This is a genomic window from Sorangiineae bacterium MSr11954 (assembly GCA_037157815.1).
GTDB lineage: Bacteria > Myxococcota_A > Polyangia > Polyangiales > Polyangiaceae > Pendulispora > Pendulispora albinea.
On record CP089984.1, the window covers coordinates 230,247 to 255,798 of the forward strand.

23 protein-coding genes are annotated in these 25,552 nt (G+C 66.7%); 14 read left to right on the forward strand and 9 right to left on the reverse strand.

Going from position 1 to position 25,552, the window contains the following annotated elements:
• Positions 1-644 precede the first annotated feature (644 nt).
• Together LZC94_00925 and LZC94_00930 are read left to right on the forward strand one after the other, a co-directional pair.
• Positions 645-1,394, forward strand: coding sequence for an ABC transporter ATP-binding protein (locus tag LZC94_00925; protein WXB15842.1), 750 nt, complete (start codon positions 645-647; stop codon positions 1,392-1,394).
• Positions 1,385-3,007: a hypothetical protein gene (locus LZC94_00930; GenBank protein ID WXB15843.1), complete on the forward strand. Its 1,623-nt coding sequence runs from the start codon at positions 1,385-1,387 to the stop codon at positions 3,005-3,007. The genes LZC94_00925 and LZC94_00930 overlap by 10 nt, the downstream gene beginning before the upstream one ends.
• Positions 3,008-3,044: 37 nt before the next feature.
• Here the strand turns inward: LZC94_00930 and LZC94_00935 are convergent, their stop codons facing one another.
• From LZC94_00935 to LZC94_00950, 4 genes are all read right to left on the reverse strand, one after another.
• A complete protein-coding gene (locus LZC94_00935) occupies positions 3,045-4,121 on the reverse strand; it encodes a hypothetical protein (GenBank protein ID WXB15844.1) in 1,077 nt (358 codons plus the stop codon).
• Between the two features lie 214 nt (positions 4,122-4,335).
• Positions 4,336-6,258, reverse strand: coding sequence for a hypothetical protein (locus tag LZC94_00940; protein WXB15845.1), 1,923 nt, complete (start codon positions 6,256-6,258; stop codon positions 4,336-4,338).
• 203 nt (positions 6,259-6,461) lie between these two features.
• Positions 6,462-7,358 carry a TIGR01777 family oxidoreductase gene (locus tag LZC94_00945; protein ID WXB15846.1) on the reverse strand — a complete coding sequence of 299 codons (897 nt, stop codon included), beginning with the start codon at positions 7,356-7,358 and terminating at the stop codon, positions 6,462-6,464.
• Between the two features lie 11 nt (positions 7,359-7,369).
• Positions 7,370-7,780 (reverse strand): hypothetical protein, encoded by a 411-nt coding sequence (locus LZC94_00950; GenBank protein WXB15847.1) that lies wholly within the window; start codon positions 7,778-7,780, stop codon positions 7,370-7,372.
• A gap of 2,358 nt (positions 7,781-10,138) precedes the next feature.
• Here LZC94_00950 and LZC94_00955 point away from each other — a divergent pair.
• Together LZC94_00955 and LZC94_00960 are read left to right on the forward strand one after the other, a co-directional pair.
• Complete coding sequence (locus LZC94_00955) at positions 10,139-11,587, forward strand: hypothetical protein (GenBank protein WXB15848.1); 1,449 nt, start codon at positions 10,139-10,141, stop codon at positions 11,585-11,587.
• A 190-nt stretch (positions 11,588-11,777) separates the two neighbouring features.
• Positions 11,778-12,545, forward strand: a complete 768-nt coding sequence (locus LZC94_00960; protein ID WXB15849.1) for a hypothetical protein — start codon at positions 11,778-11,780, stop codon at positions 12,543-12,545.
• Here the strand turns inward: LZC94_00960 and LZC94_00965 are convergent, their stop codons facing one another.
• The gene (locus LZC94_00965) at positions 12,546-13,679 is read right to left on the reverse strand and encodes a hypothetical protein (protein WXB15850.1); all 1,134 of its coding nucleotides are present in this window, start codon (positions 13,677-13,679) and stop codon (positions 12,546-12,548) included.
• Positions 13,680-13,771: 92 nt separating this feature from the next.
• On the opposite strand from LZC94_00965, the gene LZC94_00970 reads away from it, so the two are divergent.
• Positions 13,772-14,473 carry a winged helix-turn-helix domain-containing protein gene (locus tag LZC94_00970; GenBank protein WXB15851.1) on the forward strand — a complete coding sequence of 234 codons (702 nt, stop codon included), beginning with the start codon at positions 13,772-13,774 and terminating at the stop codon, positions 14,471-14,473.
• Between the two features lie 42 nt (positions 14,474-14,515).
• On the opposite strand, the gene gcvA is transcribed toward LZC94_00970, so the two are convergent.
• On the reverse strand, positions 14,516-15,520 hold the full coding sequence (gene gcvA, locus LZC94_00975) for a transcriptional regulator GcvA (protein WXB15852.1): 1,005 nt from the start codon (positions 15,518-15,520) through the stop codon (positions 14,516-14,518).
• A gap of 30 nt (positions 15,521-15,550) precedes the next feature.
• On the opposite strand from gcvA, the gene LZC94_00980 reads away from it, so the two are divergent.
• The 6 genes from LZC94_00980 to LZC94_01005 all read left to right on the forward strand — a co-directional run bounded on the left by LZC94_00980 (position 15,551) and on the right by LZC94_01005 (position 20,701).
• Entirely contained in the window at positions 15,551-16,942 is a 1,392-nt protein-coding gene (locus LZC94_00980; GenBank protein WXB15853.1) for an aminotransferase class III-fold pyridoxal phosphate-dependent enzyme, read from the forward strand.
• An 81-nt stretch (positions 16,943-17,023) separates the two neighbouring features.
• On the forward strand, positions 17,024-17,464 hold the full coding sequence (locus LZC94_00985; protein ID WXB15854.1) for a hypothetical protein: 441 nt from the start codon (positions 17,024-17,026) through the stop codon (positions 17,462-17,464).
• Entirely contained in the window at positions 17,461-18,624 is a 1,164-nt protein-coding gene (tgt, locus tag LZC94_00990) for a tRNA guanosine(34) transglycosylase Tgt (GenBank protein ID WXB15855.1), read from the forward strand. Before LZC94_00985 ends, tgt begins: the two co-directional genes overlap by 4 nt.
• Entirely contained in the window at positions 18,594-19,424 is an 831-nt protein-coding gene (locus LZC94_00995; GenBank protein WXB15856.1) for a methyltransferase, read from the forward strand. The genes tgt and LZC94_00995 overlap by 31 nt, the downstream gene beginning before the upstream one ends.
• Before the next feature lie 16 nt (positions 19,425-19,440).
• Complete coding sequence (locus LZC94_01000; GenBank protein WXB15857.1) at positions 19,441-20,262, forward strand: helix-turn-helix transcriptional regulator; 822 nt, start codon at positions 19,441-19,443, stop codon at positions 20,260-20,262.
• A 55-nt stretch (positions 20,263-20,317) separates the two neighbouring features.
• On the forward strand, positions 20,318-20,701 hold the full coding sequence (locus LZC94_01005) for a cupin domain-containing protein (GenBank protein ID WXB15858.1): 384 nt from the start codon (positions 20,318-20,320) through the stop codon (positions 20,699-20,701).
• Positions 20,702-20,772: 71 nt separating this feature from the next.
• Here the strand turns inward: LZC94_01005 and LZC94_01010 are convergent, their stop codons facing one another.
• Together LZC94_01010 and LZC94_01015 are read right to left on the reverse strand one after the other, a co-directional pair.
• Positions 20,773-21,360, reverse strand: a complete 588-nt coding sequence (locus tag LZC94_01010; protein ID WXB15859.1) for a TetR family transcriptional regulator — start codon at positions 21,358-21,360, stop codon at positions 20,773-20,775.
• On the reverse strand, positions 21,341-22,042 hold the full coding sequence (locus tag LZC94_01015; GenBank protein WXB15860.1) for an L-2-amino-thiazoline-4-carboxylic acid hydrolase: 702 nt from the start codon (positions 22,040-22,042) through the stop codon (positions 21,341-21,343). The genes LZC94_01010 and LZC94_01015 overlap by 20 nt, the downstream gene beginning before the upstream one ends.
• 83 nt (positions 22,043-22,125) lie before the next feature.
• On the opposite strand from LZC94_01015, the gene LZC94_01020 reads away from it, so the two are divergent.
• Genes LZC94_01020 through LZC94_01030 form a run of 3 tightly spaced genes read left to right on the forward strand, consistent with a single transcriptional unit; the run spans position 22,126 to position 24,097 of the window.
• Positions 22,126-23,082 (forward strand): YafY family transcriptional regulator, encoded by a 957-nt coding sequence (locus tag LZC94_01020; protein ID WXB15861.1) that lies wholly within the window; start codon positions 22,126-22,128, stop codon positions 23,080-23,082.
• Positions 23,079-23,936, forward strand: coding sequence for an AraC family transcriptional regulator (locus LZC94_01025; protein ID WXB15862.1), 858 nt, complete (start codon positions 23,079-23,081; stop codon positions 23,934-23,936). The genes LZC94_01020 and LZC94_01025 overlap by 4 nt, the downstream gene beginning before the upstream one ends.
• 23 nt (positions 23,937-23,959) lie before the next feature.
• Positions 23,960-24,097 carry a hypothetical protein gene (locus LZC94_01030; protein ID WXB15863.1) on the forward strand — a complete coding sequence of 46 codons (138 nt, stop codon included), beginning with the start codon at positions 23,960-23,962 and terminating at the stop codon, positions 24,095-24,097.
• Between the two features lie 6 nt (positions 24,098-24,103).
• Here the strand turns inward: LZC94_01030 and LZC94_01035 are convergent, their stop codons facing one another.
• Positions 24,104-25,522 (reverse strand): hypothetical protein, encoded by a 1,419-nt coding sequence (locus LZC94_01035; protein WXB15864.1) that lies wholly within the window; start codon positions 25,520-25,522, stop codon positions 24,104-24,106.
• Between the last annotated feature and the right edge of the window lie 30 nt (positions 25,523-25,552).

Sequence of the window (25,552 nt, forward strand, 5' to 3'; positions counted from 1 at the left end):
CGCACCACGAACGACCGCAATTGCCTAACATTGATTTATCGGTTCATCAATCGCGAATTTGGAAGACGATCAAAAGAGTGCATTTGATTACCTGCCCGTGCACCTGCATGTGATTATGACTCGTTCGCGTGCATGTGCATCGGATTCGTGTGCGCGCACCCGCGTTCGAGCGGTGCGCGCGTGTGCATGCGCGCGCGGGTGCATACGATCCGAGCACGTGCACGCCACCGCCCCACGGCAAACGGCCGCGATCCCGAGCGGCCCGCGCCCGCGAGCCCCACGGCCAACGGCCGCGGTCGCGAGCGGCCCGCGCCCCGTGATCCCGCGCGGCAGACGCATGCGATCCCATACGGCAGACGGTCGTGCGGCGGCCGCCCGCGCCCCGTGATCCCGCGCGGTAGACGCATGCGATCCGCGCACGGCAGACGGTCGTGCGGCGGCCGCCCGCGCCCCGTGATCCCGAGCGGCAGACGCCCGCGATCCGCGCACGGCAGCCGGCCGCGATCCCGAGCGGCCCGCGCCCGCGATCCCATACGACAGACGCCCGCGAGCCCGTGCGCGGTAGACGCACGCGATTTCGCCGTCCCGGCGGTAAGGTTGCGCTGCGAGACGGAATTTGGTCGTGGGTGGTATAGATGGTCATCGTGCACCACCCTGCTCTGGAGCTTCACGAGGTTACGAAGCGGTTCGGCGAAAAAGTTGCCGTCGATGGCCTCTCGTTGTCCCTCGAACCTGGCGCGTTTCTTGGGCTCCTCGGCCGCAATGGGGCGGGCAAGTCGACCACGCTCAAGATGGTGACCGGCCTCCTTGCACCCACCTCGGGGAGCATTCGCGTGCTCGGCCTCGATTTGGCGGCCGATCCAATGCAGGTGAAGCGCCAGATTGGGGTCATGCCCGAGGACATGGCGCTGCTCGATATGCTCACCGGGCCTCAGTACTTGCGCTTCGTCGGCCGCATGTATGGCCTCGAGGACGAGGTCATCGACGCGCGCGCCGAGGAGCTCTTCATCAAGCTCGATCTCGCGGCGGGCCCCCGCGCATTGCTTGCAGAATACAGCTTTGGAATGAAGAAGAAGATCGCCCTCTGCGCGGCGATTTTGCACGCACCCCGCCTCGTCTTTTTGGATGAGCCCTTCGAGGGGATCGATCCGGTGACCAGCCGCACCATCAAGGACATTCTCCTGGCCATGCGCGGTCGCGGCACCACCCTCGTGCTCACGTCGCACATCCTCGAGGTGGTGGAGCGTCTCTGCCCGCTCATCGCCATCCTGCACGACGGCCGCCTTCATGGGTTCGGGCCCATCGAAGAGCTCCGCGCGGGCGGTGCATCGCTGGAGTCCGTCTTCGTCGATCTGGTGGGCGGCGCACGAACCGGGGAGCTTTCTTGGCTCTAAATTCCCCTGGTCGAAAGCCGCTGGCAGCGTTTCTCGTCCTTCGCGCGGTCATCGCCAGCCATGTGCAGACGGCGACCAACCGCGTGCGCCGCGAGATGGGCCGCCGCGGTCTCATCGCGATGGTGGCGCTGGTGATCGTCTTGATGGCGACCATGGTGCTGCCGCTGGTGGCGTGGGCGGCCACCATTGGGTACCTCGCCGGAGAGTACATTACGGAGATCGACATGCAGCGCATGCTCGGGCTCTTTCTCCTCTTCGTGTCGTTCGGCGGGGGGATCCTCAGCGGCACCACCGGCGGCGGGCGGCAAATCGCGTGGGAGAGCTACCGCGCGTTCCCCATCCGCCACGCCATTCTGTTCGCGGCCGAGCTCTTGGCGAGCTTGTTCGATCTGGTGCCCCTCCTGCTCTCCACGATGATCCTGGCCAACATGATCGCGCTGGGGATCGGGCAGCCGCGGGCAGCCCCGGTGCTCGTCTTGCTCGCCGTGGAGAGCGCCGGGTTCGTGCTGATCACGCAGACCTTGGTCGCCAGCTTGGCGGCCGCTCTTTTGCGGCGGCTTCGTGTGGCGTTCGGCATGCTCATTCTGGTGGGCGCGGTCGCCACCCAGCTGCTCGTCTCCTTGGGACGGCCGACCTCGAGCGGCACGCCGCTGACGGCGGAGGGGATCGGTGCCCGGGTGACGCAGCTGCGCGCGGCGTTGGAGTCGGCGGCGGAGTGGCTGCCGGGCACGCAGGGCGTTCGCAGCGTGGCGCTCATGGCGGAGGGACGCTATGCCGATGCGTTTGCGTGCCATGCGTACCCGTTGGGGCTCTTGCTCCTGGGCGTCTTCGTGGCGTCGCGTTTCATGGCGCGCGAGGTGGCCTCGGGCGGCATCGCGCCGGCTTCGCAAGGTGCGCGGCTCTGGAGCTTTGGCTCGCCCGTGTGGGGGGTGGCGCGCCTGACGTGGTTGACCTTGATGGATAGCGCCATCGGACGATTCGGGTTGATCGCGCCGCTGCTCACCATCGCGCTGATCCGCCTGCCCTTGCTCCACTGGCTCGGCAGCGCGCTCAGCACCCCGGGCGCATATGCTTACGTGATGCTCTCTACGTCGGCCATCCAGCTCAATCAATTTGGCTTGGACGGACACGGCATCAAGTCGCTCTTTCTCCTGCCCGTCTCCACCGAGACATTGTTTCGCGGCAAGAGCCTCGGCATGGGGGCCTATTGTGCGGTGCAGGCGGTGCTGCTCGCGGCCCTCCTCGGCCTCGTGCAAGAGGCGCCGCCGGACGAGCTCCTCGCCGGATTGTTCCTCGGCGGCTCGTTCTTTCTCGCGCAGAACATGGCCGGCCGTTGGACCTCGGCCTGGCTCCCGAGGCGCTTGCCCCGGCGCGATACGCGCGGGACGAGCGCACCCATCGGGCTCGTGCTCGTCTCCCTGGCGCTCACCATCGTCACCGGCGGCTCGCTCGGCGGGCTCTATGCGGTGTGCCAGCGGACCGCATCGAGCTGGCTGGTCCCCGTCATGGGCGTGGTGTTCGCGGCGCTGCTCGCGGCGCACCGGCTCACGCTTGCATCGGCGGTGCGCTATTTCGACGCGCAGCGGGAGCGGGTGCTCCAGGCCATCGGCTGACGGGGTGAAGGAAGAGGAGGGGCCGCGCGCGCCCTCCCTACAGCGGTTTGGTCTCGCTCAGCATGCGCCGGACGCCTGGCGGGGGACGCGGCGGCTTCGTGGCCCGCCCGGTCAAGCCTCCCCGCACCTCGCCCCAGTCGAAGCAGACACCTCCGACCGCAACGTCGTCCTCGTCGCCTTCCGAGGCCTGCACTTCGTGCTGTTTTGCGCGCGCGACGAGCGTCTTGCAGCGCTGCGCCCAAGCGCGAAGGACGGCATCCACGGGTTTGCCGAGGAGCCGCTCGCAGACCGCGGACGCCAGAAGCTCGTGCGACCGAGCTCCTTCGACGGGCGGCGTTCGCGCGCACCTGGCCTTGGTCGCTCGGCGCGCGCCGTCGTCCGTCAGCGAGAAGGATCCGTCGGGCAGCGATCGCGCTACGAACGATGGCCCGATGGTCATCCATCCGGTGATGTCGCCATCCGTGTTCGACAGCTCGTAATGAAGCGGCGTGAGAAGATCGGGCCTGCCATCGTGATCGACGTCCTCGATGCCCACGAGCTGCGGCCGCGTCATGTCCCGGGCACCGGCCGGACCCAACGCGATCGGCGTGCGCGCGGCCTCCTTCGGCGGCAAAAGCTCGGAGGGCGCGTACGGTACGAGCCGCCGTTCCTTTCGTGTCCAGACCTCCGCCGTTGGAATGCGGGGGCCCGAGCAGAAGTCGCTGCTCATGGTACACGTCGACGATTCGCCGGTGACGAGCAGCTCGTTCTCCCCGTCTCCGTCGAAATCGAACACGGTTGCACCGGTCACGGTCGCCCAACGTCGAGGTTCGGATTCCGTCGCGTCGCCGTCGATGGCGTATACGACATGGTATTGGACGCGTTGCTCGAATCCAAACGCGATGGCTTCGGGGGTGGTGCACTCGTGGACGAGCAGCCCCCACGCCCCGCCGCGCGCACCGGTCAGGCACTGCGTGTAGGGAAGCGCGGCCGCGGAGGGAAAGCACGCAGCCCGGTGATCCGCGGTGGCCTCTTGCCGGCGTTCGATGACGTCGCACCCGTTCGTCGATGCCTGGGCGCGCGACGCGGAGGCACCGGCATCGGGAGCGTCCGCCCGCGATGCGTTCGGCACCATCTGGGTGCGTGCGTGACGTTTGCAGCCCCACGCTCCGATGAGCGCTCCCAACACCAACGCGGCCATCCAGCCGCGGCATCGCGACGGCGTTCGGCTCGAGGAACCGTCAACGAGCGCCAAGAACGCAACCTCGCATTCGCATCCGCGCCACGAAAATAGCACATGGCGCACCGCTTGGAACGTCGACCTCCGCGCCTCTCTGCGGAGAGGCCGGCTAAGGCCGCGCGGTCATGAATCGGTCGACGGGCAGCGCATGGTCCACGATGCGCACATCGCCGAGCGAGCCATCGAAGGCCTGCTCGATTTTGTTGTCGTAGCTGGTGGCGCCCACGAGCCACGCCCGGCCCACGGTGGAGATGCCGATGCTCTCGTTTTGAGGATTGCGAACCACCGGTGCGCCGTCGATATACATGATGGTGCGGTGCCCGTCGTTGACGAGGGCGATGTGCTGCCATGTCTGCGCGTAAACGATATGGCTCCAATTCGTTTTGATGCCATCGTAATTGAGCGGGTAAATCGCCCACTGAAAGCCGCGCCCGTCGGTGACCGACAAGGTGGCCACCGGCTCCAAGAGATCGTCGTGATCGGCCGATCCGGTCTTTCCGGCGTCGCCCCCGGTGCCGAGGCGGCCGAGGAGCCCCATCCAGGCGTGGCCATCGCAGCAGTCGTCGGGCAAGTGCACGAAGGCTTCGATCGTATAGCCCGTCTCCAGCTTCGACCCGTTGAGGGGCGCCGTGTCCACCGTTTGCAAGTACGACGGCGGCGTCGTCTTCGATCCTTTGAAGAGGAGCGAGCCATGGCCCGGCTGGGACGGGTGGTAGTCCTTGGCCCAGGCGAGGTCCTCGTCCTTGCCGCCGGCGGCCGTGACCCGCACGAGATCGTTGCCGCGGCCCGAGCGATCGCGGATCGTCCCGGTGACGGCGCCCGTGCCCGTGTCGCCGCTCTCGTTATCGAACCGCCAATAGGCGAGCGTTCCGGGAATGGTCACTTGCTCGGCCGGGAGCGAGGGCGGCGGGGCAGGGGGCTTGATCCCGCTGAAGGCGGCAAACCGCGATTTGAAGTCGATGGACTCGACGAAACGATCGTTCGGACCGGTCATCTCCACCTCCGCCTGCTGCGCCGGGAGCCGCTGCGCCGCGGGGATGGCCGCCATGTACGGCGAGTGGGTGGAGACGTCGATGGTGTTGCGGTCGAGATCGAACTCGTAGAGCCGAATCATCCCGCTGCCGCCGTAATAACGATCTTGGTAGTTCGTCAGGTGCAGGTGCACATCGTGACCCGATGCATTTTTCTTCGTGGTCCGGGCCGGCGTCCAGAAGTGACCATTGAGGGTTAGAAAGATTTGGTCGTTGTTCTGGATCAGTTCGTTCCAGATCTTCTGGCCATAGTCCCGGAGCACGGCATTGTCGGAGGGCGGATCGGTCGCCACGCCGCGGTGGTCGACCAACTCGTGCGTGGTCACGATGACGGGCAACGTCGGGTGCTGCGCGATGACATCGCGCGCCCATTGCATGGAGCTCGGCGACATGCGCCAATCGAGCGCGAGCAGCAGCCACTTCTGCCCGCCCCCTTCGAAGATGTAAAAGGTGTTGAAGCCGTTGGACGTGGCGCCCCCGAAGGTGCGGTTGCCCATCACGCGCTTCGGCGAAAAGTATTTCAGATACGGCTCGTCCGGGTTGCGCTGGTCGTCGAGCTTCGAGGAGGTCACATCGTGGTTACCGGCCGGAAGGCTGTATTGAACGCCATTCTGGTCGAAAATGTCGTACACGCGATCGATGGCCTCGAACTCCTCCGGCTGATGATTCTCCGTCATATCGCCGAGGCCGGCCGTAAAAACGATGTTGTGCTCGCGCGCGTGCTCGACAATCCACCGGACGCTCGCCTCCAGCACCCTGGGATCGCCGCGATCCTTGTCGAACAGATACTGGGTATCCGGAATCACGGCGAGGGTGAATCGATGCCCAGGCAGCGGCTCCGGCCGGCACGCCGGCACCTCCGCATCGACCGGCGAATGGCCCGCACCATCCTTCGGCGCCGCCGCACCCGAGTCGGTCACGACCCCCGGCGCGCTTCCATCGGCGCGCGGCGGCGGGGCATCGCTGCCCCCATCGTCCAGCCCACACGCGACGAACGCCATCGCCAAACCCACGAACAGAACCGAGGAGCGCCTTCGCGCTTTGTTACACAATGTCACAAGCAGCGCATCGTGGTTCAGCCGCGTCGGCTTTTGGTGACAATTGGGCACCAAGTCCGAGGCGCACTTTGCGCGCGGCGGAGCTCGGCGCCATGAGCGTGCGCTCGAGGCGTTTGCGCGCGAGCCGCGCGCTCGGGGCGACCGCTCTAGGTGCCCACCGTGGCCGCCAGCGCTTCGCCGAGATCCGTATATCGAAACGTGTAACCGCTGCGTAAGGCGGCGCGCGGCACGGCGCGGATCGAGGCGAAGAGCACTTGGCTCATTTCACCGAATGCGACTTGCAGCGCCAGTTTCGGCACGGGAAGGATCGCGGGACGGTGCACGGCATGGCCGAGGGCGCGCGCGAACTCCGCGTTGGTGACCGGATTGGGCGCAACCGCGTTGACTGCGCCCACGACAGCGTCGTTGCCTTTGGCGTGCAGCATGAGCCCAATCACATCATCGATGTGGATCCATGGCATCCACTGCTTTCCGCCGGCGAGGGGGCCGCCCACGCCCATGCGAAAGGGCAAGAGCATCGCTCCGAGGGCGCCTCCGCCCTGTGCGAGCACGATTCCGATGCGGAGACATACGACGCGCACACCGAAGGTGCGTGCCCGGAGCGCCTCGCGCTCCCACTGGACGGCCACCTCCGCCATGAAGTCGCGGCCCGGTAAAGCTTCTTCGTCGAGAACCGTATCGCCGGCATCGCCGTAGTAGCCAACGGCGGACGCCGAGACCAGCACACGCGGTCGCACCGGCGCCGTCTCCAAGGCGGCGACGAGGTTGCGCGTCCCGATGGCGCGGCTGTCTGCAATGCGGCGCTTCTTTTCCTTCGTCCAGCGGCCGGCGACAGGCTCGCCCAAAAGGTTGAATACGACATCCACGCCGCGCAGTGCTTCGCGCGGCGCGGGACCCGTCTCCGGGTCCCAGGCGTACGCTTCGACGGAGCCGAGATCACGATGCATTCGGCCGGTATCGCGCGTTAGGACGACGGCGCTATCGACCTTGGGGAGCAGCTTCCGACCGAGCAGTCCCGTGGCACCCGTGATGAGGGCTCGCATCGGTTGGGAGACTACTTCGCAAAAAAGGTCGTCGAGCGCTTCTCTCCGGTTCGGGTGATCAAATTGGCGTCGAGCGCCTTGGCTGCGGCTTGGCGGAACGGAATTTTCTCGAGCTTGAGCTGAGCGCGAAGCTGCTCGGAGCGAAGCCCCTTCGGGTTTTTGCGAAGCACTTCGACGATGCGATCGATCGACACATCGCCGCTCGCCCCGTTACGCTTTGCCGGGCGGCCGCGTTTTGCGACCGGCTCCGCGATGGCTACGGGAGCGGACGATTTGCGCGGGCGGCCGGCTGTGCGGCGGCCCGGGACAGCGCCGTCGCTCTGGAGAATCTCCTCGAGGGAGGCAGATCGTGCGGCTTGGAGGAGCCCCTCGGCGAATGTCTCGGCGAGCTGGCGAATGGTAGCTTGGAGGTTCTGAGGCATGGGTAGGGAGTAGTTCATTTCCTACTCCCGAGTCCATTCAAACTAGCCATTCGAAGCGCGTTGTGTCGCAATTAGTCGATTGGGTCAGGGGTTGGATGGGATGGGATGGTCGAGTATGGTAAAGGATTGCGCAGCGGCGCGGGTCTCCCGTTCGGACGCATTGCTCGTGGTGCTAATGGCATCTTGGAGTTGCGACGAAACGCGACCGACACGTACGAGGTCCGGACAGCTTCCGACCTCGACAGCGGATCCGAGCGGTCGCATATTCAGCTTCCTTAAGAGGTGTTAAGGTGCGGGAGAGGCCGGTGCTGGGTCACCGCATATCTCGTCGAGCTCTCGAAACACCTGTTTGAAAACTGCAATGTCGTTGCGCGGGCGCTCGAACGAAGCAGCTTGAGCGTCCGAGCATGGCCAGATCCGGCCGTCTGGCCTCCACCAAACGTGGACAATCCCGTGTCCCCCGCGGAAACGTGGACGATTCGGGGAACCCCCACGGAAACGTGGACGATTCGGAGAGCTACTCGCGAAGTGTGCACGATCTGTCGCTTTTCGCGACAGGGACGATTCACAGCTCCGCGCCGGGCCGAATCGGCGCTTCCTCGCGCGATGGGGCTGATTCGGCGCTTCGCGCGCCGGGCCGAATCGGCGCTTCCTCGCGCGATGGGGACGATTGTGTGCTTCTCGTGCGCGGGGGCGATTCGGTGCTTCTCGTGCGATGGGGCCGATTCGGAGCTTCTCGCGCCGAGGCGAATCAGCGCTTGCTCGTGCGATGGGGCCGATTCGGAGCTTTTCGCGAGGGACGGTTCGGTGCTTCTCGTACGACGGGGGCGAATCGGTGCTCCTCGCGTGCCGGGAGATTCGGCGCTCGCGTGCGATGGGGCTGATTCGGAGCTGCTTCTCGCGCCGGGCGGATTGAGCGCTTGCTCGTGCGATGGGGCCGATTCGGAGCTTCTCGCGAGGGACGGTTCGGTGCTTCTCGTACGACGGGGGCGAATCGGCGCTTCCTCGCGCGATGGGCGATTCGGCGCTCGCGTGCGATGGGGCTGATTCGGAGCTGCTTCTCGCGCCGGGCGGATTGAGCGCTTGCTCGTGCGATGGGGCCGATTCGGAGCTTTTCGCGAGGGACGGTTCGGTGCTTCTCGTACGACGGGGGCGAATCGGTGCTCCTCGCGTGCCGGGAGATTCGGCGCTCGCGTGCGATGGGGATGATTCGGTGGGGTTTCGTGAAACCGCCATCCGGAGAGTCGCCTGCAATACGTGAACGGATCGAAGTCCATGTTCGGCCGCCATCGAGGTCGCCCTTTGCGTGATCGCCGGGTGCTCGCGGAGCGAGTTGCGCCAACCTTTTGCGCGATCGCCGGGTGCTCGCGGGAGCGAGTTGCGCCTACGCTGCAACGAATGGGGCCATCGCGCACCGCACCATCGTCGCGCGTTCAAAACGCGCCTTTTTGACGGATCGAGCGCGCGAGGTGGGGTGACGATGTCAAAGCTTCACGATCGGTGAAACGAGGGTGTGCAGGCCTCGCTGGGGCTTGCGTCCCATGAGCGGACCCTGCGGATTTGGCGGGAAGCACGCTCGATGGTGGGCGCCGGCGTCAGCATCCACCGCGACCTCGTCGGCGATTCACCCGGCGCGCGCCGCGCGAAAAGCGCTCTCCGCGTGCCGCGGGCGACGGCCTCGTTCGCCGAACGAACCGGCGACTCCGGCAAATCGGGGACAATCGTTTCGATCGCCTCCTGCGGTCCAACCCGCAAAACACCGCCTCCCGAGGCCGGATCGCGCCCCCTCGGAGCCCGGACACGGGGCGTATTTGGATAATTCGAAATACTTTTTTGGAGCCTTCGAGCCTATCGAACCGCGTGTTTTTGGCCTCGCGGTCGGCTGCGGACGGTTCCCGCGTTCACCAAAAATGAGTCCGTGCGCTCCAGATGGGCGATTGTCGGAGATGGGTGGACATCATAACCGCATGAAGTGACTGCATTGCAAATCCGCCGTGCAGTGAGGAGGACGGCGTGCGTATCCGTATTCGTGGCACTAATGACCGGCCCCGAATCAGCGTGGTTTACACGGTGTTTCGTGGTTGGTGCGAGCAATACTAACCCTCTGATACGAAAACAGGACGCCCAGATTCAAGGAGCGAACTCATGAAGAAGATTTCTTCAAAGTGGAGCATGTTGGCACTGGTTCTCGGAACGACGGTAGCTGCCGGCTGCTCTTCAGGGATGGATGCAAGCCAGGGTGGGGGAGATGAAACTTCTCGAAGTGAGAGCTCTGCCCTCTCGATTGTCCAAGGACGCGTAACGAACGAAGGGAATGGAAAGCCGGAGTGGGGCCTCGCAGGTCCCGGAACCCGCGATATGACGAAGACGATCCGCATCTCGCAACTTTGCGGGGGGCGGGCGATGGGGCCATCGGCGTGCGGACCGAGCGATCCCATCGGAGCGTTGAAGTGGATCGCGGACGCCGCGCTCTCGACCGACGGGACCTTCAACTTGAAGGTGCCGAGCGACTTGAGCCTGCTCATCATCGATGCGCTCGATTATTCGGGCAAAGTAGTGGGCTCGGCCATTCTCGAATCCTCCACGCGAGGCACCGGCGAGGTCGTCATCGCGGCGCCGATATCGACCGAATCGTCGATCGAGGCGAAGGCCCTCCTCGACTGGGCGGCGACCCTCGATAGCTCGCTCGAGTTGAGCGCCTATGCAGCCGCCAGCCTGCGCGCACACATCGACGCGTCCCTCTCGGCCGCCGTCGGAGTGGCCCTCGCAGCCGGCGCCGACATCAAGCTCGTGATCCATGCCCTGGCCAAGGCGTCCTTCGTGGCCGCGCGGGCCGAGGAGATGACCGCCCGCGACAGTGGCATCACGCTCGACGCGCTCCAATTGGACCGTCTGGCATCGCAGGCCGCACAAAACCTCAATCGCGCCCTGGAGGCCAATGGTTGCGGGTGCGGCGGTGGTGGTGGCGGCGGCGGTGGTGGTGGCTCGATCCTCACGATCGACGCCGTCCTCAAGCTGACGGCGGAGTTCTCTGCCAGCCTCGACGCGGCCCTCGACGCCGCGGGCGCACTGTCGGCCGACCTGCGGGCGCGCATCCACGCGGCCGCCAGCCTGACCTTCAGCGCGGCGCTCAACGCGGCGCTGAACCTGACCCTCAACGGGGTCATCGACGCCAAGGCCTCGCTCTTCGCGAGCATCAAGGCCGCGGCGGCCGTCGAGGCGAGCCTGTCGAGCAAGGTGGTGACCGACATCATGCACACCTGCGGGTGCGGTGACTCGGGCAACTCCAGCTTCGACGCGACCCTGAAGCTGGCGCTCCACGCCTCGCTGAAGTTCGCGGCCTCGGTCGCGGCATCGACCAGCATCGAAGCCATCGCCGCGGCGCGCGCGGAGTTCGCGGCGACGCTCACCGGTAGCCTCGCGGGCCACCTCTCCGCCGACGTTAAGGGCGTGGTCGCGCTCTTGTTGAACCTGGTGGTCAATGCGCAAGCGACCCTCGACGCGGTCCTGAACCTCTCGGCCGACTTGAGCGCCAAGCTCGACGTCGATCTGAAGGCCGCCCTGGACCTGCTCGCAAAGGTGAACTTGGACGTCGCTGCCGAAGCGTCGGCCAAGGCCTACGCGGATCTCGATGCGGCGCTGCACCTGGTCATCAAGGCCTACGCCACCCTCTCGTCGAGCCTGAAGGCCGGTAGCGTCGGCAAGCTGGTGAGCGCGGGAGCGACCACCTCGCAAGCCAACGCCATCGCCGACCTGCTCTCTTATGCGAACACCACGCTCCGGGACGTGACCCTCAGCGTGAAGTAACGAGTAACAGTTACGATCTCCGTCGCGGCCCACCCCGCCGCGACGGATTTCCCCCAAAAAAGAGTAAGTCGGAAGCGAACGCCGACTTACTCTTTTTCCTTTTTGGGCAGATCATTCTCGCGCCTTTGAAGAGGCCATTCGCGTTGGAAGTCACTCCTGCCGAGCCCGCGGATGGGTTAGCATCGGAGAAATGCGCATCGCTCTCTGGCTCGGCTTGCTCGCGGTCGTGTGCGGCTGCAGTTCGAACGATGGAGGCAGCGGAGGACCCGGCGGAGCCGATGGCGGACCCGGCACGGGCGGGGGTGGAGGAGGTGGAGGCGGCGGCTCGGGTGGCGATGGCGGAGGTCAGGATCGACCCGCGCCCTTGGGCGAGATGCAAACGGGGCAGGCCACGTATTACGCGGCGAATGGGGGAGGGAACTGCTCCTTCGATCCCTCGCCCGGCGACCTCGATGTGGCGGCCATGAACACGGAGCAATATGCCGGGAGCCAGGCGTGCGGCTCCTGCGTGTCCGTTCGAGGGCCGAAGGGGAGCGTGACGGTGCGCATCGTCGATCGATGCCCGGAGTGCCAGCGCGGTCATATCGACCTCAGCGAGCAGGCGTTCGTAAAAATTGCCGAACGGAACGATGGAAAGGTGCCCATCACCTGGCAGACCGTGGCGTGCAACGTGACGGGGAACGTTGCGTATCATTACAAAGATGGAAGCTCGCGAGATTGGACTGCCATCCAAGTGCGAAACCATCGCATTCCCATTCGTTCCCTCGCGGTCCAAACGTCATCGGGTGTCTACGTCGACGCGACGCGTGAAAATTACAATTATTTCGTGGTGCAAAAGGGGACCGGCCCCGGCCCCGTGAAAGTTCGCATTACGGCCGTCGACGGGCAGGTGCTCGAGGATACGCTCCCCCCGCCCAGCTCGGACGGCGATGCCACGGGGGCCGGACAATTCAATTGATCACGGGAGCTTCGGCGCGGCGATCACGTAGATGGCCGTGCCGGCGCCCGCCGCTTCGGGATCGCCTTCGCTCGATTCGAAGGCGATGAACCGGCCATCGGGCGACCACGAAGGGGCGCCGTCGTAGCCGCGGCTATGGGTCACTCGGGTTCGTTTGCCGCCGCTCGTTTGGCCCGTTTGGTCCGCCCGACGGGCGATGACGAACAAATTGGCGTGCTCCAGCGAACCTTCGTCCGATGAATAAACGATGTGCGTTCCGTCAGGGGACCACGCGGCGTCGGTGTCCTCGGCCGGCGATTGGGTGACGTTCTCGAGGGAGCGGCCGTTGGGGTCGATGGTGTAGATATCGAAATTGCCGCGGCGGTTCGATTGAAAAAGGATGCGATCGCCCGCCGGCGACCAATTGGGCTGTCGGTCGTTGCCGCGGCCGTCGGTCAATCGAACGAGGCCGCGCCCGTCGGTCCCGACGCGCCAGAGCGAGCCGTTCGCCTCGCTGCCGACGGCGTGCGACTCGAAGACGATGAAGCGTCCATCGGGCGAGATGGAGGGCTCCCGTGCCTCCGCATGTTTCCGGCGCGTGACCTGGGTGCGCTGGCTGGTCCGGGGATCGGCCAGATAAATCTCGTCGTGCTCGGCCACGTCGGAGCTGAATGCGATGCGCCCGAGCGCCTTGTTCCAGCAGGAGCCGGGGAGGTTGACGTCTTGGGCCGTGGCCTTTTCCCAGGCGATGGGGGTCCCGTCGGCGACCGCGACCCGCGCGACGAGCGAGAGGCCTTTGTTGTACCCCTCGAGAAACCGCGTGATCACGAGCTCGCGTCCATCGGGCGACCAGCAGGGGTTCTGCAAGCTGCCGGTCCATGGAATCGGGATTCGCCGCGCGCCATCGCGGCGCACGAGACCGGCGGCGGTCAAGTCGGGAGGGGGCGAGCTCGGATCACCGACGGCGGACGAGCCCGGAGCACGGGCGGTCGACGAGGGCAGGGATGCCGTCTTGGGTTCGTCATCGCGCGCGGGGCCGGGGGAGTCCGGGCCGCGGTTTGGCTCGGGGGTCGATCCGCGATGGCACGCGGCCGCGAGCAACGCGAACGAAGCGAACGAACCGAGGAAGCTTATCGCGCGTGCGAAGGCGCTCATGGCCTCACGATAGACGGTTTTCAGGCGCATTTGGCGCCGTCGATTCGATGGCCATCGAAGTGTTCGCGTGCACGCCACGGTATACTCGGCGCATGACCCCCGAGCTCGTACTTCCCGCCAGCCGATTCGACGTCGCGAGCTTCGGTGAGCTCGTCAGTGACACCTCGCGCGCCACGATGTTGCTCGCGCTCATGGACGGCTCCGCCCGACCCGCCACCGAGCTGGCGAACATGGCGGGCGTCACCCCGCAAACGGCGAGCTTCCACTTGCAGCGCCTGGTCGCGGGCGGTCTCGTTCGGGTCGAGCCCATCGGACGCCATCGGTACTTTCGTCTCGCGAACGACCAAGTGGCGGAGGCGCTCGAGGCGGTGGCGCTCCTTCATGGCCCGCTGCGCACGCCGACGGCGTCGCAGAGCCCCACCCGCCAGGCGCTCGCGCACGCCCGCACCTGCTACAACCACCTCGCGGGCCAGCTGGGGGTGGCGTGGCTCGCGTCGCTGGAGAACGCGCGCTTTCTTCGCGTGCGCGAAGGGGCGTTGTCGCTCTCGCGGCGCGGCATCGCATGGGCCGAGGGGGTCGGGCTCTCCACCGAGCGCTGGCCCGGCGGAAAGCCGTGCCTCGATTGGACCGAGCGGCGCCACCACCTGGGCGGCCCGCTGGGCGCTCTTTTGACGGCGCACCTCTTTGCGCTCAAGTGGATCGCGCGCCGCGGCGATGGCCGCGCGGTCCGTGTGACCGCCGTCGGGCAGCGCGAGCTTTCGCAGCAGCTCCAGCTGCCCGAATCGGTTCTTTGAACCCCGTCCGACTTCGGTGAAGAAATGGCGCGCGCCGACCGGCTATTCCGGCGAGGTCCTCCTCGAGGACGACGGCGGCCCGGGGACCTGCGCCTCCTCCAGCGCCCATCGACGAAAGGCGACGACTTTGTCGCGCTCCGCCGTGGCGAAGGGGCACACCAGAAAGAAGCCGTAAGGGCCCCGAACGGAGAGATCGCCGAAGGGGCGCACCAGGCGGCCCGTGGTCCAATCGTCCCCGATGAGCGCCGAGCTCGCGAGCGCCACGCCTTGACCGGCCGCCGCAGCCTGCAGGCTCATATGCGAATAGGAGAAGCACAGATCGCGGTGCGCCTCGACGTCGTGCGCGCCCACCGCGTCCAGCCAACGCCGCCAGTCGATCTGCAGCGGGATGCGGCGCTCCGGCTCGTCGTGCAAGAGCACGTGCTTGGCCAGATCCTTCGGTTTGCGCAGCCGCGGCTTTCGCGCGAGCAACGCGGGGCTGCAAACGGGGTAAAAGTCTTCGCGGAGCAAGAGATCGCTGCGAAGGCCCTCGTACGTTCCGGGGCCCAGGCGGATGGCCACGTCGACCTCCTCGCGCGCAAAGTCGGTCTGCGGCACCGACGCGAGGACGCGCACGTCGAGATCCGGGTGGCGCTCCGTCAAGCGACCGAGCCGCGGAATGAGCCATCGCGCCACGAACGAGGGTAGCGCGCTCACCGTCAGCACCTTCGAAGCTTCCCGCCGCTGGAGCTCGGCGGTGGCGTCCGCGAGCTGATCGAGCAGCGCGCCGACGCGCTCCAGGTAATCGCGCCCCGCGTCGGTGAGCATCACGCCGCGCGCGAGGCGCCGGAAGAGCGCGACCTCGAGCCACTCCTCCAGGATCTTCACCAGCCGCCCCACGGCGTTGGCGGAGACGCGGAGCTCGGACCCCGCGGCGTGGAATCCGCCGCAGCGGGCGGCCGCCTCGAACGCGCGCAAGGCGTTCAGCGGCGGCAAGGGGCGGCGCCCGCCGAGGTTCAGTTTTTCTGAACCTTTGCTTCCGTTATCTCGATTTGTCGAAGCTGCCATGCCGATGAATAACCCTTCGTGGAGCCCGAGATGCCTCACGATCATGGAGCATTTGCACAGCGCAGCAAGGTCCTCGTTCCCTGGGCCATTCAACGCGGCCTGAACCCGCCCACGGTGGTGCGCGGGGAGGGCTGCTTTTTCATCGACCGCGAGGGCAAGCGTTACCTCGATCTGACCAGCGGCTTCGTGGCCATGCCCCTCGGCCACGGGCACCCCAAGGTGGTCGAGGCCATCCGCGCGCAAGCGGGCCGGCTTTGCTGGACGCCCTCCAGCTTCTTCAACGACGTGCGCGCCCAGTACGCCGAGGCGCTCGCGCGCATCGCCCCCTGGAGCCAGGGGAGCGACGAGGGCGCCAGGGTCCACTTTGCGTCGGGCGGCGCCGAGGCCAACGACGACATGATCAAGATCGTGCGCCTCGTCACGCGCCGCCCGAAGATCCTCTGCGCGTACCGCGCGTACCACGGCAGCACCATCGGCGCGAGCGCCCTCACCGGCGTGGATCGCTGGCGCGATCCCTTCCCGAACCTCCCCGGGATCGTCCGCTTCTTCGCGCCGTACCCGTACCGATCGCCGTTTCACGCGAGCACGCCCGAGGAGGAGACCGAGCGGGCGCTCGCGCACCTCGAGACGATCCTCTCCCACGAAGGCGCCTTGAACGTGGCCGCCATCGTGCTCGAGCCGGTGACCGGATCGAGCGGCCTCGTGGTATACCCCCCGGGGTATCTCGCCGGCCTGCGCGCGCTCTGCGACAAGCACGGAATTCTGCTCGCGTTCGACGAGGTGATGACCGGCTTTGGCCGCACCGGCAAATCGTTCGCCGCCGTCCGGCTCGGGGTGACCCCCGATCTGCTCTCCTTCGCCAAAGGCGCCAGCGGCTCGTACGTGCCGTTGGGCGGCGTGTTGGTGCGCGAGAAGGTGGCGAGCTTCTTCGACCGGGAGTACTTCGACGTGGGGCACACGCACGCGGGGCACGTCCTCGGCGTGGCCGCGGGGCTCGCCACCCTCCACGTCTTCGAGGAGGAGGGCCTCTTCGAGCGCGCCATCACCCTCGAAACATGGCTCCGCGAGGGCCTCGAAGCGCTCCGCGCGCGCCACCCGCGCATCGTGGGCGACGTGCGCGGGCTGGGGGCGCTGTTCGCGCTGGAGCTCGTGAGCGATCCGGCGCGCAAGACGCCGCTCGTCCCATGGCATCACGCGCAGGGGTCGGAGCCCATGAAGGCGTTCTACGGGGAGCTCCTACGCCAAGGTGTTCACGCGTACGGGCGCTACAACATCGTCCTGGTCGCCCCGCCGCTGACGATCGCGCGCCACGAGCTCGAGCTCGGCCTTCGCGCCCTCGACGGGGCGCTGTCGGCCGCCTCCCGCGCGTCCAGCCCGTCCAGCGCGCCCGTGGGACGCGTGGCGAACGGCGGCGCCGCATGATATCGAACGGGCATGCGAAGAGTCCCCTTGGTCCTCGTCTTCTTAATGCTTGCATCCTGCAAAGGTTGCACGGAGACCATCGTGGAGAAGGGGGTTCAGGTCTCCAAGGAGACGGCCAAGGGGATCGAAGAAGGCGTCGAGAAAGGCCGAAAGAGCGGTGAATCGGTCGATGGCGCCGTCATCGTTTCGAGCGGCGAGGAGCTGAAAGACAAAGGCTCGCTCCGCGTCTACGCGGTGAACAAGGCCGCCGGGGCGGAGGGCACGTCCGAGGTGGTGCTGGCGGCCGAAAATACGCTCGACAAGCCGCTGCGGCTCACCAAGCTCGAGTTCACCATCCTCGACCGCGAGGGCTTCGTGAAGCGGCCGGCGAGCGTGGCCCCGCGCTCCGAGGTCACCGTGCCCTCCAAGGCCAAAGAGAAAATTACGGTGACCGTCACCGAGCCGCCCGAAAGGCTCGGCAAGTTGCGGGTTTATGGCCTCGAGCTCGATCTGGTGGCGGCGGTGGGGGCGCGCGCGCGATGACCCTGCCGTTCACCGTTCATACGACCGATCCCGGCTCGCGCGCCCGCCGCGGCACCTTCATGACCGCGCACGGGCCGGTGGAGACGCCCGTCTTCATGGCCGTGGGGACGCGCGCCACCGTCACCGGCTTGACCCCCGCGGACTTGAGCGAGGTGGGCGCGCAGGTCGTCCTCGGCAACACGTACCATTTGATGTTGCGACCGGGGCCGGAGCTCTTTCGCCGGGTGGGCGGCATCCACCATTTCATGCGTTGGTCGGGCCCGGTCCTCACCGACTCCGGCGGTTATCAAATCTTCTCGCTGGCCGAAGATCGCACCTTGAGCGAGCGCGGGGCGCGGTTTCGGAGCTACACCGATCAACGGATGCACATGCTCTCGCCCGAGCGATCCATCGAGATGCAAACGGCCATTGGCTCCGACATCATGATGGTGCTCGACGTCTGCGTCGATTCGCGCTCCGATCTCCCCACCATGCGCGACGCCATGGAGCGTACGCACCGTTGGGCCGTTCGCAGCTTGGCCGCGCGCACCAACCCGGCGCAGGCGCTGTTTGCCATCGTCCAAGGCGGGGTGGTTCGCGAGCTTCGAAAGGAGTCGGCCGGTGTGCTCACGCCCATGCCCTTCGATGGCTTTGCCATCGGCGGCCTGGCGGTGGGGGACGCGCGCGCCGAACGGGAGGACATTACGCATTTCTCGGCCGAGCTCTTGCCGCCCGATCGCCCGCGTTACTTGATGGGCGTGGGGACGCCGCCCGATCTGCTCGAGGCCATCGCGGCCGGCGTGGACATGTTCGACTGCATCTTGCCGACGCACCTCGGCTGGCAGGGCACCGCGTTCACCAGCACGGGACGCGTGCGCGTCACCCGCGGCCCCAACGCGCACCTCGACGTGCCGCTCGACGCGGAGTGCCCGTGCTCCACGTGCACGAACTACAGCCGGGCGTATTTGCATCACCTCTTCAAGTGCAGCGAGCCGCTCGGTCCGCGGCTGCTCTCGCTCCATAATTTGCATCACTACCACGCGCTGGTGGCCGAGGCCCGGCGCGCGATCGAGCAGGGAACGTACGCGTCGTTCGCCCGCAAAAAGCTCGAGGCCATCGATCGGCACGAGCACAGCGAAAGGCGGCCAGGATGCCGGACGATGTCCGCTGCGAGGTGGTGACCACGCGAAGCGGCGTGCGCGCGATGCGCGATGGGGAGACCGGGGAGCTGATGCACCCGGTGGTGGGGCCGCAGGTGGAGGCCGAGCAGCTCTATGTGGCGCCGTCGCGCCTCGCGCAAAGGCTGAACGAGGGCGCGGAAGGGGCGCTGGTCTTGCTCGAGGTGGGGCTGGGCGCGGGGTCGAACGCGGCGGCGGCGTGGAAGCTCTCGGAGCGCATGCCGCAGACGGCGCGGCGCCTCACGATGGTGAGCTTCGACCGCACGTTGGCCGCGTTCGAGCTGGCGCTGGCGGAGGAGCACGCGGCGGACTTCGGGTTGCAAGGCGACGCGGCGACCGCCGCTCGAACCCTGCTCGCCTCGGGCGCGTGCGAGACGGCGCGTACGAGCTGGCGGTTGGTTCTCGGGGAGCTTCCATTCACCTTGGCCTCGATGCCGCCGAGCATGGCGGACGTCGTGTTTTGGGATCCTTTTTCGCCGCGCGCGAATCCGACCCTCTGGACCGTGGCGGCTTTTGCCGCGCTCCGGCGCCTTTGCCGGGCGGGGGCCACCGTGCACACGTACAGCAGGGCGACGGCCACGCGCTCGGCGCTACTTCTCGCGGGCTTCGCCGTCGGTCGCGGCGAGTCGACCGGTGAAAAAGCGGAGACCACGGTGGCGGCGGTCGACGCGAGCGATCTCGAGCGTCCGCTGGATGGGCGGTGGCTCGAACGGCTGGCTCGATCGTCGGCCCCGCTTCCCTCCGATGCACCGCCCGACGCGCTGGAGCGGATCCGGGCGATGCCGCAATTTGGCCCCGTCTAGCTATCCTGGAGATCCCATGCATCTCCGCGTTCCCAGGCCCCCGCTCGACGCGCACATCGAGCTCTTCTGGCACTATCCGGGCGAGCCGTTGCCCGCGCATCGCCATGAGCGGGTGCTGCCGAATGGGACGGTCACCATCCTCTTTCCCATCCCCGAGGCGCCGATTGGCATTTACGATTCGACCACCTTGGCGCCGACGGCGGCGGCGCGCGGTGCGCTGATCTCGGGCCCGCAGGTGAGCTCGTTCGCCATCGACACCACCTTGCGAACCTCGATCATCGGCGTTCATTTCAAGCCGGGCGGGGCCTCGGCCGTTCTGGGGGTGCCGCTTCATGTGCTCCTCGGGAAGCACGTCGCGCTCGAAGACGTGTGGGGCTCGTTCGCGGCCGATCTGCTCGATCAGGTGCGCAGCACGCGTGATCCGGTGGAGCGGCTGGCTCGTCTCGAGCGAGGGGTGGTCGCGCGCACGCGCGGCGCGCCGGGGCCGGGGACGATCCCTGGCGCGGTTTTGTATGGGCTGAACGCGTTTCGAGCGAACGTGGAATCGGCGCGCATCGACGATGTGGCGCGCGATATCGGATTGAGCACCCGCCGGCTGTCGCAGCTCTTTCGCGATTGGGTCGGTATGCCTCCGAAGCGCTATGCGCGCCTCCTGCGATTGCAGAGCGCGCTGGCGATGGCCGCGCCCGAGGTGGGGTGGGGCCGTGTTGCACACGCCTGCGGCTATTTCGATCAGTCGCACTTCATCAACGAATTTCATGCGATCACCGGGACCCATCCGCATCGTTATTTCGCCGAGCGGACGGCCGAGACGAATCATTTGATTCTCGCGGGGTGAGACCGTTTCCGATTTTTCCAAGACACCGGCGACGGGTATGTGCACGTTAACGCGCATGGACATTCATGACACGCTGGCCTTGGCCGCCGGCTTGCCTACATTGGATTTGGCCGTCGTTCGCGACGAGGCGGAGGCCCTCTCCGCCATGCGTATCTTGGGAAAGTTCAATCAATGCATGCCCGGTCTCACGCGATTTTGTGGTGAATCCCCGTGGGAGCGCCACCCGGACGACGAGCTGCTCTTCGTGCTCGAGGGGAGCGTCCAGCTCATCGTGCAGCGCACCGATCGCATGCTCGACATACACAACCTCGCGAAAGGGAACGTTTGCGTGGTGCCGCCGCGCCTCTGGCACAAGCAAATTGCGCACGTGCCGGTGACCCTGTTCTTCGTCACGTCCGCACATGGAAATAAAACGTCGGACGCGGTGCGCCCGGTCTAAACGTAGGACGGCTCGCGCTGGCGTGTGATACGTCCGCCGAGGACCTCATCGAAGTTCGTTGTCGGTACGGGTTAGCGAAGTACGCCATCGAGGAGCAGCTCGGCGAAGCGCTCCGGCGGTGCGGAGATGGAGTCCGGTTGGAGTGCGGCCGATACGGCGATGCCGTTGAGGAAGATCAGGATGGCGCGGGCGCGCGTGATGCCGTCGCCCAGGCGACCACCTTCGTCGATGAGGGCGCCGAGATCGCGGGTTAACGCGTCCAAAACGTCGCGCTTGTCCGAGAGGGAGCCGTGGAACTCGGGCAGGTTCGTGTCGCCCGAGAGGCTCATTTGCATGAGCGCCTGCATGGCCGGCTCCCTCTGCACGGCGCGCACGAACGCGCAGACGAAGGCGCGGATCTTGGCCTTTGGCTTTTTGGGGCCGCGTAGCTCGTCGAGCACGGGGGCCATCACCTTGGCCCAGCGCTCCCGCAGCACGGCCAAGTACAGATCGGCCTTGTTGGTGAAATGGTGATAAAAGGCACCCCGCGTGACCCCGGCGCGCTTGGCGATTTCCTCGAGCTGCGCGGCGGCGAATCCGAGCTCGGCGAAGGTCTGAAGACCGGCGTCGAGGATGGCGTCTCGGGTCTTGGCGGCTTCTTCAGCGGTCCTTCGGGCCATGGTCGGTGGGGGGATCGGTGTTCGTTGGCGTGGGAGGGAGCCGTGGCGGTTCTAGCCGCATGAACCACATTCGACAAACATCCGCGGTGGCAAAGGTGCTCGGCCGCGCAAAGCGCAGGTGGTGCCGGTCCGGATCGATGCTGTCGATCCAATTGAGATCGGCCCGGCACAGCACGGGCTGCACCTCCGTGCGGCCGCACGCCTTCAGCGCCTCGTGGAACATGCAGCGCCGGATCTCGAGCACATAGCCGAATCCATCGTCGATGGGGCGCTCGAACGCGAACGAGGGGCCGAAATAGTGGGCCTCGCGCTGCCGCGAGACGTCCGTGAGCGCCTCGAAGGGATCGGGCGACGCATCGAGCATTTGCCGGGTTCCGTCGAGCACCCACGCGCGCAAGGGATCGTTCAGGCAGGCATCCACGGTGCTCAGGGCGCGGCTCGGCGGTAGCCCCGCGGCGAGGAGCACCTCGTAGGCTGCGGCCGCGAGGACGGCGAAGCCGACATTGCCTCGATCGAGGTCGTTGTCGACGAGCGTTTGGGTTCGCTCGCAGAGCTCGGCGGCGCGCGCGCGAATGCGATCGGGGAGCCCGGCGCGCGCCTCGTCGGGCAGATTCAATGGCGCTTTCGCGAGATGTTCGAAGAACGCGGCTTCGATGAGCTCGAGGTTGGAGAGGGGTGTCATGGGTGGGATTAATGATACATCCATGTATGTATGTCAATCGAGCCCATGCAGCCGCGCCGGGCACCGACTAAGCTGGGGGTGTCATGTCCCGTCCGACGACGCGCGTGCTGGCCGTGCTCGAGCTGCTGCAAACGCATGGCCGAATGAGCGGCTCCCAGCTGGCAGAGCGGCTCGAGATCGACCGGCGCACGGTGCGCCGGTACATCGCGATGCTGGAGGAGCTCGGCATCCCCATCACGGCCGAGCGGGGTCGCGATGGCGCGTATGCGTTGGTCTCCGGCTTCAAGCTGCCGCCGCTGATGTTCACCGACGACGAGGCCCTCGCTTTGTCCATCGGGCTCATCGCGGCCCGCGGCCTGGGGCTCGCGGCGGCGGTGACGGCGGTGGCCAGCGCGCAAGCCAAGCTCGAACGCGTGCTGCCGGACAACGTCAAGCGTCGGGTGCGCGCGGTGGATGAGACGGTGTCGCTCGAGCTCTCGCGCGCGGCGACCCCCGGCGACAATGGAACCTTGGCCGCGCTCACGGCGGCGGCGCAGTCGCAAACGCGCGTGCGCCTCGAGTACCGCACCGCGCAGCGCGACGAGACGCGGCGCGATTTCGACCCTTACGGTCTCGCCTACCGCGGCGGGCGTTGGTACGTCGTGGGCATGTGCCACCTTCGCGGGAGCCTGCGCTCGTTCCGCTTGGATCGCGTGGAGGCCGTGCGCCCGCTGGACGTGCGCTTCATACGCCCGCATGGCTTCGATGCGCTGGAGCACGTGACCCTTTCGCTCGCCAAGCTGCCGCGCGCGTTCAGCATCGAGGTGCTCCTCGAGACGGACATCGAGACCGCGCGCCGCGCGCTCTTTCCTGCCGCCGGTGTGCTCGAGTGGACCGACGAGGGCACGGTGCTGCGTAGCCAGGCCGACGACATCGACTGGTTCGCGCGCGAGCTCGCGCACTTGCCGTTCGGCTTTCGGATCCGCGAGCCCGCCGCGTTGCGCGAGGCGGTGGAGGCCCACGCGGGGCGGTTGCTTCGGCAGGTGAAGGGGCAGGCGTGAACCGGCATCAGCCCATCACGTGCGAGCGGGTTCGCTCGGCGCGGCTCCACACGCAGCCGGCGGCCACGCACGTCGATCACACCGTTTTGTTTCTCGTGGACGGGCAGCTTCGCATGGAGCACGGGGGGCCGATCGTGGCCGAGCCGGGGATGGCGGTCCTGGTCCCCTCCGGTGCGCCGCATCGGCTGGTCGGGGGCTCGGGGGTCGAGGTCGTGCGGCTGACGTTCTGCGCGAGCTGCCTTGGCTTCGACGAGGGTGCGCCGCTGATGGGGCCTTTTCGCAGCGTGCGATGGGGGGCCTTGCCGCTGGTGGTGATCCCGGAAGCGCGCCGCGCGCACCTGCTTCGCGTGTGCGAGGAGCTCGTGGACGAGGTGGGGCACGATACGCTGGAGTCGCGCGAGGTGCAGCGAAGCTTGCTCGTGCTGGTTCTGGCCGAGCTGCGGCGCGCGCCCGCGTCGCCGGCGGCCTCGGATGGCTCGCGCGAGGGTTCGCTGGTGGCCAGCGCCCTGGAGTTCATCCAGGGCCACTGTTACGAGCCCATTTCGTTGAAGGACGTTGCCCGTGCGGTTCATCGCACGCCCGCGCACGTGACCACGGTCTTGCGCCGGGTCACGGGCTTCTCCGTGGGCCATTGGATCAAGGAGGCGCGGTTGCGCGAGGCGTGCATTCGACTGGCGCACACCGACGACTCCATCGTCGCCATCGCGGGGCACATCGGGTGGAAGGACGAGACGCACTTCATTCGTCAGTTTCGCAAATCCATCGGGTCGACCCCCGCCGCCTGGCGAAGGACGCACCGCGGAAAAATTCCGGACGTCGCGAACGGCGTCGTTACTCCGGGCGGAACGGGCTGACCGCTTTGCGCGCGGCGTAGACGATGGCGGGCTTCATCTTCGGCCAAAAGAACGCCGCTTGGCAGGAGTACGGCGGGAAGAAACCTCCGCACGACAATCCGTCGTTCGGCGCGTTGTCGCCGACCTCGATGGTGAAGATCGAGGTGCCGAGCTTGTCGTAGGCCCAGTTACTCCGGGCGGAACGGGCTGACCGCTTTGCGCGCGGCGTAGACGATGGCGGGCTTCATCTTCGGCCAAAAGAACGCCGCTTGGCAGGAGTACGGCGGGAAGAAACCTCCGCACGACAATCCGTCGTTCGGCGCGTTGTCGCCGACCTCGATGGTGAAGATCGAGGTGCCGAGCTTGTCGTAGGCCCAGTCGCCCGAGTTGCCGCCGGAAGCGTAGAGCACTTCGCCCGATTGGCCCGCGTCGTAGCCGGTGAGGGTGCCGAGCTTCTTGGCGATGGCGCGCTGGGTCGCGTCGTTGGCGCTGTGGACGCTGGACGAGTAATACCAGGGGAACATCACCGTGTTGGCGTCCGAGTGCAGGCTGACGATCAAGCCTTTGGCGTCCACCGGGGATGGATCCTGGCGGTTGGGGCCGCGTACGTCGGCGAACAATTGGCGCCAGAGGTTTTCGGTCGCCGAGACCTCGAGCTCCGAGTCGGGGGAGGGGCCCAAGTACGTCTGGCTGCAGGGGTTGGTCGAGGTGGAGGAGCCGCCCCACGATGAATCGAAATTGCGATTCATGTCGATTCCATGGTTCGGAACGGTGCAGGCCCTCGTTTCGTTGGACGTGTTCAGGTTTTTGCGCTGGAGGAGCGGGTTGTTTCCTCCGGATTGAACGACCTCCGTGCCATCGGGGTTGGCGAGCGGCACCACCCACATTTCCTCGCCGTCGAGCAGCTCTTTGACCGCGGCGTCGGTGGGATAATTCTCGACCAAATAATCGATCCAGCGCCACGCGACGTCGCCCGTGGTGAGCTCGCGGGAGTGCATTTGTGCGTAGAGGAAGAAGCGTGGTTTGGGCGAATTGGGGTTTAGCGCACAGTCGCCGTCCGTCCGCTTGGTGATGCAAATGGCTTTGAGATCGTAGCCGCCCAGGCCGCGCTGTTTGCGCCAGGATTGGCCGTAGGTGATCACCCTGACCAAATCGGGGTGATCGGCGGCGACTTTGTCGAGGTGCGCGTACTGGGCGCGGATCGTATGGTATCCGCCATAGTACGTTTCGGTGATGGGGTCTGCGGCGGCTGAAGAGATGGATGAGGAGATGGATGCCGAGGTATGCTCGAGGTCCGGCTTGGGTGGATCCCAGGAGGGGATCGGCAGGACTTGGTGGATGGTCGCCTCGAAGCCGAGGGCGCGTAGCTCGTTTGCGGTGTTGGCATCGCCGAGGACGAAGAGGTCGTTTCCGCTGCGTTTTTCGAGCAGATCGAGCCCGGCGCCCGCCAGATCGTCGGCGCGGGCGACGGCGTCGTGGACGCGGTACTCGAACATGGGGCCGGACGACGCGGCGGTCGTTTCGTCACCAGAAGAGCCTGCGGAGCTGCACGCGGCCGCGCCGAAAATCACCGAAAATGCCATTGCGCCCAATCCACGTCGTTTCATGGTGCCCGTCCCCTCGAGGGTGAACTGCAA